Source organism: Inquilinus sp., from assembly GCF_057815775.1.
The window spans coordinates 1-8,273 of the sequence record NZ_JBYRFX010000417.1 but is presented as its reverse complement, the minus strand read 5'-3'; the positions used below and the strand labels follow the sequence as shown (position 1 = coordinate 8,273).

The 8,273-nt window shown below is 70.6% G+C and carries 9 protein-coding genes and 1 pseudogene; 7 read left to right on the top strand and 3 right to left on the bottom strand.

Annotated elements, in window-relative coordinates:
* Nucleotides 1–416: pseudogene (locus AC3XYG_RS14890) on the top strand (YoaK family protein); the annotation flags it as partial.
* A gap of 30 nt (nt 417–446) precedes the next feature.
* Here the strand turns inward: AC3XYG_RS14890 and AC3XYG_RS14885 are convergent.
* Nucleotides 447–1,010 (bottom strand): tetratricopeptide repeat protein, encoded by a 564-nt coding sequence (locus tag AC3XYG_RS14885; RefSeq protein WP_489140620.1) that lies wholly within the window; start codon nt 1,008–1,010, stop codon nt 447–449.
* Between the two features lie 230 nt (nt 1,011–1,240).
* Between AC3XYG_RS14885 and AC3XYG_RS14880 the strand changes: the two genes are divergently transcribed.
* The 6 genes from AC3XYG_RS14880 (at nt 1,241) to rlmH (ending at nt 7,721) form a co-directional block, all read left to right on the top strand.
* Complete coding sequence (locus tag AC3XYG_RS14880; protein ID WP_489140619.1) at nt 1,241–2,464, top strand: MFS transporter; 1,224 nt, start codon at nt 1,241–1,243, stop codon at nt 2,462–2,464.
* 154 nt (nt 2,465–2,618) lie between these two features.
* A complete protein-coding gene (locus tag AC3XYG_RS14875; protein WP_489140618.1) occupies nt 2,619–4,592 on the top strand; it encodes a glycoside hydrolase family 15 protein in 1,974 nt (657 codons plus the stop codon).
* A gap of 52 nt (nt 4,593–4,644) precedes the next feature.
* Nucleotides 4,645–5,940, top strand: coding sequence for a glutamate-5-semialdehyde dehydrogenase (locus tag AC3XYG_RS14870; RefSeq protein WP_489140617.1), 1,296 nt, complete (start codon nt 4,645–4,647; stop codon nt 5,938–5,940).
* Nucleotides 5,941–6,039: 99 nt separating this feature from the next.
* Nucleotides 6,040–6,678 carry a nicotinate-nucleotide adenylyltransferase gene (locus AC3XYG_RS14865; protein WP_489140621.1) on the top strand — a complete coding sequence of 213 codons (639 nt, stop codon included), beginning with the start codon at nt 6,040–6,042 and terminating at the stop codon, nt 6,676–6,678.
* Nucleotides 6,679–6,824: 146 nt separating this feature from the next.
* Nucleotides 6,825–7,253 (top strand): ribosome silencing factor, encoded by a 429-nt coding sequence (gene rsfS, locus AC3XYG_RS14860; protein ID WP_489140616.1) that lies wholly within the window; start codon nt 6,825–6,827, stop codon nt 7,251–7,253.
* A 9-nt stretch (nt 7,254–7,262) separates the two neighbouring features.
* A complete protein-coding gene (gene rlmH / locus AC3XYG_RS14855) occupies nt 7,263–7,721 on the top strand; it encodes a 23S rRNA (pseudouridine(1915)-N(3))-methyltransferase RlmH (RefSeq protein ID WP_489140615.1) in 459 nt (152 codons plus the stop codon).
* A gap of 56 nt (nt 7,722–7,777) precedes the next feature.
* On the opposite strand, the gene AC3XYG_RS14850 is transcribed toward rlmH, so the two are convergent.
* Complete coding sequence (locus tag AC3XYG_RS14850) at nt 7,778–7,945, bottom strand: hypothetical protein (RefSeq protein ID WP_489140614.1); 168 nt, start codon at nt 7,943–7,945, stop codon at nt 7,778–7,780.
* Between the two features lie 106 nt (nt 7,946–8,051).
* Nucleotides 8,052–8,273 (bottom strand): hypothetical protein (locus AC3XYG_RS14845; RefSeq protein ID WP_489140613.1); only part of this gene is annotated, 222 nt, incomplete at its 5' end.

The following is an 8,273-nucleotide window of genomic DNA, read 5'->3' as shown; positions in this document are numbered from 1 at the left end:
TGGTCGAGGCCGGGTTGCTGCTCTGCCTCGGCCTGCTCGGCCCGCTGCTGGTCCGGCCGGGCGGACCGGTGGTGCCGGCGGCGGTCGCCCTGCTGTGCTTCATCATGGGGCTGCAGAACGCCATCATCACCAAGATCTCGCAGGCGCGGATCCGCACCACCCACCTGACCGGCATGATCACCGATATCGGCATCGAGCTCGGCAAGCTGGCCTATTGGAACGGCGACGGGTCGTCCGGCCGGCCGCCGGTGGTCGCGGACCAGCAGAAGCTGCGGCTGCTGGCGTCGCTGGTGCTGATGTTCTTCGCCGGCGGCGTGGTCGGGGCCATCGGCTTCAGCCGGATCGGCTTCGTCACGACCCTGCCGCTGGCGGCGCTGGTGCTGTTCCTGGCGGTCGTGCCGGTGTGGGACGATGTCGCCCGGCTGCTGCGCCGGAGATAATCAGCCCTACAGCGGATAGCCGGCCAGGTATTTGCGGATCAGCGCGGCCTGGCTGCGGGCGGCGGCGTAATGCGGGTCGAGGGTCAGCACCCGTTCGAAGGCGGCCAGCGCGCCCGGATAGTCGCGGCCCAGGGTGCGGCACAGGCCAAGGCCGAACCAGGCGCCGAAATGGCGCGGCTCCAGCGCCAGCGTGCGGCCGATATCGCCGACCGCGCCGCCGCAATTGCCGCGCAGGAACCGGGTCACCGCCCGCCGGTCCCAGCCTTCGGCAAAGCCCGGCGCCCGTTCGACCAGGGCGGTGAAGGCGGCTTCGGCCACGGCGTAGTCATGCTGCTCCAGCGCGGTGTTGCCGCGGCCGAGCAGCTCGGCGGCCACGGGATCGGCCCCGTCATAGTCCAGCCAGGCGGTCCAAATCTCGCGCTCCAGGCGCTGCGCTTCCAGCGGGTCACCGGCCGCCTGCAGTTGGTCGAACAGGAGGTCGAGGCGCGTCGGCGGGTCCGCCGCCGAGAGAGTCCCGCACGGCGTCGCGAGAATGGCCGCCATCAGGGCCAGGATGCGCAACGCCTTCATGTTCAACAGATTGGCGCCGATTTCTCAGAAGACAACGTCAAATGATGCAGTTGTCGATTGATCGCCCTGCATCCGGTGCAAGGGTCCACGTCGCATCGACATCGCGTCGCAGCCGGCTATAGTCGCCGGGTCGACCGGATCGCTTCCGCCGGCCACGCAGGACTCCTCGCCCGAAGCTCGCCTGCGTTCCCGTGCCCAGCTTCGGGTGATCGTCATGCGATGATTGCCCCATGAACGCCCTGCCCGGCCCCTTCCCGTCTGGCCATTCCCCGTCCGGCCATTCCTTGCCCGGCCGGCGGCTGCTGCCGCTGATGCTGGTGATGTTCCTGATCGGCGCCGCCGAGGTGGTGGCCAGCCCGATGATGGCGCCTATGGGCGAGAGCTTCGGCGTACCGGCGGCCCGGATCGCCTGGATGCCGGCGGCCTACGCCCTGGTCTACGCCGTGTCCGCGCCGCTGTTCGGCCCGCTGTCCGACCGGCTGGGGCGCAAGGCCCTGCTGCTGCCGGCCCTGGTCGGCTTCGCCATCGCCAATGCCGGGATCGCCTGCGCGCCGCTGTTCGCCATCGCCCTGCCCTGCGCCGCCCTGGCCGGGCTGAGCGGTGCCGCCATGCAGCCGAACGCCATGGCGATCGTCGCCGACACGGTCGACGCGCCGCGGCAGCCGGCGGCGATGGGCCGGATCCTGGCCGGGCTGACCGTCAGCTTCGTCCTGACCCCGGCCTGTGCCGCCCTGGTCGCGGCGCGGCTGGACTGGCGCCTGGCCTATGCGGCGATGAGCGTGGCGGCCCTGCTGGCTGCCGCCGCCGTCGCCGCCATGCCGCTGCCCCGGCCGGGCCCGCGGCCCCGGATCGGCGTGGCCGGCAGCATCGCCGCGGCATTCCGCCAGGCCGGCGCGACGCCGCGGCTGCTGGCCACCTTCCTGTGGCTCGGCGTGTCGGTCGGGGTCATCACGGTCATGGCCGAGATCCTGCGCCGCCGCTATGGCCTGCCGACCGAGGGGCTGGGGCTGGCGATGGGCCTGTTCGGCCTGGCCACCATTACCGGCAACCTGCTGATCCCGCCGGTGGTGCGCTGGCTGGGCAGCCCGTCGCGGGCGGTGCTGGCCGGCATTGCCGGCACCATCGCCGGCATCCTGGCGCTGGGCGTGCTGCCGCCCCTGCCGGTGCCGCTGGCGGTGGCGGCCGCGGCGCTGTGGGCGCTGGGCTATGGCATCGCCGGGCCGACGCACCAGGCGGTGCTGGCCGGGATGGCGGCGCCGCTGCGCGGCACCCTGGTCGCCCTGACCGCCAGCCTGCTCAATCTCGGCATCGTCGCGGTCGCCTTCGGCGCCGGCCGGTTCTTCGACACGCTGGGCATCGAGGCGACGATCGGCGCCGCCGCCGTGGCCGTGGTCGCCGGCTTCGGCCTGCTGCTGTCGGTCGAATGCCGTAGCGCCCGCCCCGCGCCGGTGTAGGCCGGCCCCCAGCCAATTCGTCTGCGTCGCGGGGCGCCGGGACGGCCTGGCTCCGGTCCGCTATGATACCGGGACACCGTGTCGCCCCGCCGGGCGGAACAAAGCCCGGGGTATGGTTCTTTCCCAGACCTGTGACGTTACAGCGGAGACCGAAATGGCGGCAGCGACAGGGCACCCGGACGCAGTGCCCACCCCAGCCCCCGACGGCAGCGAAGGCAAGGCCACCGGCAAGCAGCACCGCAGCCGCGCCGAAGGCCGGTTCAAGGGCCCTGCCTTGCGGATCGAGGACTATGCCGTCATCGGCAACTGCCGGACCATGGCGCTGGTCGGCCGCGACGGGTCGATCGACTGGCTGTGCCTGCCGCGCTTCGATTCCGAATCCTGCTTCGCCCGGCTGCTGGGCGACACCGAGAACGGCCATTGGCAGATCGCGCCGGATGGCGATGTCGCGGTCCGCACCACCCGCCGCTACCGCGACAACACCCTGGTGCTGGAGACCGAGTTCGAGACCGACCAGGGCACCGTCGCCGTGATCGACTTCATGCCGTTCCCGCATCGCGAGGACGAGATCTCGATCATCCGCCTGGTCGAGGGCCGCAGCGGCAGCGTGCCAATGCGGATGGAGGCGTCGTTCCGCTTCGACTACGGCCGGATCGTGCCTTGGGTGCGCCACCGGCCGGACGGCATGGTTGCCATTGCCGGGCCGAACGGGCTGCGCTTCCGCTCGCCGATTGCGCTGCACGGCGAATCGATGAAGACGGTCGGCGACTTCACGGTCGAGGCCGGCGACCGCATCCCCTTCGTGCTGACCTGGTATCCCTCCCATCTCACGGAACCCGGGCCGCTCGACCCGATCCGCGCGCTGACCGACACGGAGACCTGGTGGCATGGCTGGGCGCAGCACTGCACCTATGACGGCCCCTATCGCGACATCGTGCTGCGCTCCGCCCTCACCCTCAAGGCACTGACCTATGCGCCGACCGGCGGCATCGTCGCCGCCGCCACCACCTCCCTGCCCGAGGAGATCGGCGGCGAGCGCAACTGGGACTACCGCTACTGCTGGATCCGCGACGCGACGCTGACCCTGTACGCCCTGCTCGGCGCCGGCTTCACCGAGGAGGCGGCGTCATGGCGCGACTGGCTGCGCCGTGCCGCGGCGGGCCGGCCGGAACAGCTGCAGATCATGTACGGCCTGGCCGGCGAACGCAGGCTGACCGAGCTGGAGATCCCGTGGCTGGCCGGCTATGAGGGCAGCAAGCCGGTGCGGATCGGCAACGGCGCCCATGCCCAGCTGCAGCTCGACGTCTATGGCGAGCTGCTGGACGCCATCCACGCCGCCCGCAAGAAGCATTTGACCCATCCCAGCGACGGCTGGCGGGTGCAGCGCGTGCTGCTGGGCTATCTCGAGAAGATCTGGGACAAGCCGGATGAGGGCTTGTGGGAGATCCGCGGCCCGCGCCGGCATTTCGTGCACAGCAAGATGATGGCCTGGGTCGCCTTCGACCGGTCGATCAAGGCGGTCGAGCAGTTCGGGCTGGAGGGGCCGGTCAAGGTCTGGCGGGCCCTGCGCGACCGCATCCATGCCGAGATCTGCGCCAAGGGCTTCTCCGAAAAGCGCAACAGCTTCACCCAGTCCTACGGGTCGGAGATGCTGGACGCGGCACTGCTGCAGATGCCGATGGTCGGCTTCCTGCCGCCCGACGACTCCCGGGTGGTCAGCACGGTCGAGGCGATCGAGCGCGAGCTGACGATCGACGGCCTGGCCCGCCGCTATGAGACGGAATCGGGCGTCGACGGGCTGGCCGGCGAGGAAGGCACTTTCCTGGTCTGCAGCTTCTGGCTGGCCGATGCGTTGGCGATGATCGGCGCCGTCGACCGCGCCACCGTGCTGTATGAGCGCCTGCTGGGCCTGGCCAACGATGTCGGGCTGCTGGCGGAGGAGTACGACCCGATCGCCAAGCGGCAGCTCGGCAACTTCCCGCAGGCCTTCAGCCATATCGGCGTCATCAACACCGCGCTGAACCTGGCGATGCTGCGCGGCCCGGCGGAGGATCGCAGCGAGGACGGGCACGGCACCGCCGAACATGGCACCACCGAACATGGCGCCTCTGCGACCGATACGCGGTGATATCCGCGGAAATCCGGGTTAGTCTCCGCGCTTCGACCTTGGAAGCCCTGTGATGACCGACCTTTTGGACGCCGAGACCGAGACCCCCGCCGAAGCCGTTGGCGACCTGATGCGCCGCCTGGGCACGGGCGCCCGCGCCGCGGCCGCCGTGCTGGCCCTGGCGCCGCGACCGCAGAAGGATGCGGCGCTGGCGGCTGCGGCGGCGGCAATCCGCGATGACCGGGCGGTGATCCTGGCCGCCAATGCCGAGGATCTGGCGCTGGCGCGGCAGAACGGCACCAGCCCGGCCTTCATCGACCGCCTGGTCCTGGACGACAAGCGGATCGAGGCGATCGCCGTGGGGCTAGAGGCGGTGGCGGCCCTGCCCGACCCGATCGGCGACGTGCTGGCCGACTGGACCCAGCCGAACGGCCTGCGCTTCCAGCGGGTGCGGGTGCCGCTCGGCGTCGTCGGCGTGATCTTCGAAAGCCGGCCCAACGTCACCGCCGATGCCGCGGCGCTATGCCTGAAGGCCGGCAATGCCTGCATCCTGCGCTGCGGCTCGGAAAGCTTCCACAGCTCGACCGCCATCGCCGCCGCGATCGGCCACGGGCTGAAGAAGGCCGGGCTGCCGCGCAGCGCGGTGCAGCTGATCCCGACCACCGACCGCGCCGCGGTGGGCGAGCTCTTGGGCTTGACCGAATTCGTCGACGTCATCATCCCGCGCGGCGGCAAGTCGCTGACCGCCCGGGTGGCGGCGGACAGCCGGATCCCGGTGCTGTGGCACGAGGACGGCATCAACCACACCTATGTCCATGAGGCCGCCGACCCGGAAATGGCGCGGCGCGTCGTGTTCAACGCCAAGATGCGGCGCACCGGCGTGTGCGGCGCCACCGAGACGCTGCTGATCGACCGCAGCGTCGCCGGCTCCATGCTGCGGCCGATCCTGGACGACCTGATAGAGGCCGGCTGCGAGATCCGCGGCGACACCGTGGTGCAGGCGATCGACCCGCGCGTCATCGCCGCCTCCGACACCGACTGGGACACCGAATATCTCGACGCCATCCTGTCGGTGAAGACGGTGGACGGGCTGGACGCCGCGATCGAGCACGTCAATCTGCACGGCAGCCACCACACCGACAGCATCATCACCGCCGACCCGACGGCGACGGAGCGGTTCCTGGACCGGGTCGACAGCGCCATCGTGCTGGTCAACGCCTCGACCCAGTTCGCCGATGGCGGCGAATTCGGCATGGGCGGCGAGATCGGCATCGCCACCGGCCGGCTGCATGCCCGCGGCCCGGTCGGCACCGAGCAGCTGACGAGCACCAAATACCTCGTCCGCGGCACCGGCCAGACCCGGCCCTGACGGCCGGCGCAGGAACACCCCCCGATTGCACCAGCAGGTTCTTCGCATCAGCCCCTCGACCGCTGCTTCTTCTCGTGACGGGAAGAACCCGCGGTGGTGATGTCCCCGCCCAACCCGCGCCATGGCCGGATCTGGGACGGCTGCCGGGTGGCGCTGCTCGGCGGCTCCTTCAACCCTGCCCATGCCGGCCACCGCCACATCAGCCTGGAGGCGATGAAGCGGCTGGGGCTGGACGCGGTGTGGTGGCTGGTGTCGCCGCAGAACCCGCTGAAGCCGGTGCAGGGCATGGCGCCATTCGCCGACCGGCTGGATTCGGCCCGCGCCGCCGCCCGGCACCACCCGCGCATCGTGGTCACCGGGATCGAGGCCGAGCTGGGCACCCGCTTCACCGCCGACACGCTGCAGGCCCTGGCCGCGAGGTTCCCGCGGACCGAGTTCGTCTGGCTGATGGGGGCCGACAACCTGGCGCAGATCCGGCACTGGCAGAAGTGGCGGAAAATCTTCGAGACCGTGCCCGTTGCCGTCTACGACCGGCCTTCCTATTCTTTAAGAGCGCTGTCGGGGTTGGCGGCGCGGCGATTTGCGACGGCGCGGATCGACCAGGACCACGCCCGGACCCTGGCGGGAACGGCCCCGCCTTCCTGGGTGTTTTTCCTGGCAAAGCGCCATCCGGCCTCGGCCACGGCGCTGCGGGCGGCGCGAACGTCTCGCCACCCCCCGCCCGCCTCGTGGCGCTGACGCGCCGCGATCGCGTTGAGAAGCTCTTGGCGCTAGCCCGCCAAGAGATGGCACCGTTGAGAGACCACCGTGGCAGCGACACGCCGCGGCTATGTTAAGATCGACGTCGTACTGTTTTTGACCGCGACCACCGTGCAACCTTTGAGGTGAACGCCATACAACCGAACACCGAGACGCCCCGGGCCGAAGCCGGGCGTTTGCCGCCGGGTCTCGCAGCCAGCGTTGCCCGGCCCCTTCTCGAGACCGCCCTGACCTCGCTCGACGACGACAAGGCCGAAGACCTGGTCGTGATCGACCTGATCGGCCGGTCCTCCATCGCCGACAGCCTGATCATCGCCACCGGCCGCTCCTCGCGCCAGGTCGCCGCCATGGCCGACCATCTGATGGACCGGCTGAAGACGCTGGCCCCGGGCCCGATCCTGGTCGAAGGCCAGGCGCGCGGCGACTGGGTGCTGATCGATGCCGGCGACGTCATCGTCCACCTGTTCCGGCCCGAGGTGCGGGATTTCTACGCCCTCGAGAAGATGTGGGACGACGATGCCGAGCGCGTGACCCGCGTCGCCGCCACGGCTTGACCTGACGGCATGCGGCTGACCATCGCTGCGGTCGGCCGCGCCCGCCCCGGGCCGTTGCGCGACCTGTTCGCCGATTATGTCGGCCGGTCCGCCTGGCCGATCACGCTGCGCGAGGTCGAGGCCCGCAAGGGGCTGACGGGCGCCGCGCTCAGGCGTGAGGAAGCGTCGCTGCTGCTCGGCGCGCTGCCGGCCGGCGCCGCCACGGTGGTGCTGGATGAGCGCGGCCGCGACCTGGACAGCGCCGGTCTGGCCCGCATCCTGGCCCGCTGGCGCGACGAGGCCCGCGGAGACACCGCCTTCGTCATCGGCGGCGCCGACGGCCATGACGACAGCGTGCGCGACCGCGCCGACCTGCTGCTGTCCTTCGGCCGCCTGACCTGGCCGCACATGCTGGCCCGGGCGATGCTGGCCGAGCAGATCTACCGCGCCCAGACCATCCTGAGCGGACACCCCTACCACCGGGCGTGATGCGCCAGGCGGCGGCTACAGCACGAAGTCGCTGGCGGTCAGGGCGTGGTCGGAGATCACGTTGATGAGTCGGCACCGGCACCGCTGCGGAGCACGTCGCTGCCGTTGCTGCCGGACAGTGAATTGACGCCGTCGTCACCAGTCAGGATGTCGTTGAAGCCAGAGCCGACGACGTTCTCGATCCCGTGCCATTGGTGCCGGTGATGGTCAGTGACATGGAACACCCCTTCTGTCGCATCGGCGCCGCCGAAGCGTGCGATGGCCGGGACTATGCTCAAAGGCCGCGTGGGCCGTTAGGTCCAGATCGCGGCAACGCCGGATCGACGGCAGCTACAGCAGGAAGTCGCCGGCCACCAGGGCAGTGGCGGAATGGACGGTGATGGCGAAATCGGCCGTGCCGTCGCCATTGACGTCGCCCAGGACGGTGTAGACGCCCTCGCCGGCCGCCTGGACGATCACTTCATGCCCGGTGTTGGTGAAGGCACCACCCGCGGTGAAGGTGAAGGCCGTATCACCGTTGGCGCTGTTGCCGTCGGCATCGATCGGCCGCAG